Raw genomic sequence first — 792 nt, 5'->3', positions numbered from 1 at the left:
GCGTTGAGCGCCAAACTCAATCGCCCAATGCCGCTACCATCACCGCTTTAATCGTGTGCATCCGGTTTTCTGCCTGATCAAACACGATGCTGGCTTCGCTTTCAAAGACTTCTTCCGTTACTTCCACGCCATTCAGGCCGAATGTCTCATAAATCCATTCGCCGACTTTGGTTTCGCGATTATGGAAAGCAGGCAGGCAATGCATAAACTTGACTTGCGGATTTTCAGCCGCGGCCATTAATTCGGGCGTAACGCGGTAATCTTTCAGCAAATCGATACGTTCCTGCCAAGCCTCTTTAGGCTCGCCCATGCTGACCCACACATCGGTATGGATAAAATCCACGCCTTTCACGGCTTCTTTCACATTCTCCGTCAACAGAATCCGTCCACCGATCTCTTTAGCAACAGCCTGCACCGTCTCGGTAATGTTTTCAGACGGCCACAAACTTTTCGGCGCACCGATACGCACGTCCATGCCCAGTTTCGCAGCCAACACCAGCAACGAATTGGCCATGTTGTAACGCGCATCACCGACATAAGCAAACGCAATTTGGTTCAAAGGCTTATCGCTATGCTCGCGCATCGTCAGCGCATCAGCGAGCATTTGAGTCGGGTGAAACTCGTTGGTCAAACCGTTGAACACAGGCACGCCTGCATACTTAGCCAGCTCTTCCACTACATCCTGCCCAAAACCGCGATATTCAATGCCGTCAAACATCCGCCCCAAAACACGCGCCGTATCCTTAATACTTTCCTTATGCCCGATTTGGCTGGCAGAAGGCTCCAGATAAG

General features: G+C 51.1%; 1 protein-coding gene. It reads right to left on the bottom strand.

Annotation, left to right across the window (positions count from 1 at the left end; all coding sequences use genetic code 11):
* Positions 1 to 16: 16 nt before the first annotated feature.
* Positions 17 to 792 (bottom strand): ornithine carbamoyltransferase (argF, locus tag ACTHUM_RS16085; RefSeq protein WP_440403433.1); only part of this gene is annotated, 776 nt, incomplete at its 5' end.

It is taken from the genome of Neisseria sp. P0021.S006, from assembly GCF_051956895.1.
This window is presented reverse-complemented; position numbering and strand designations above follow the sequence as displayed.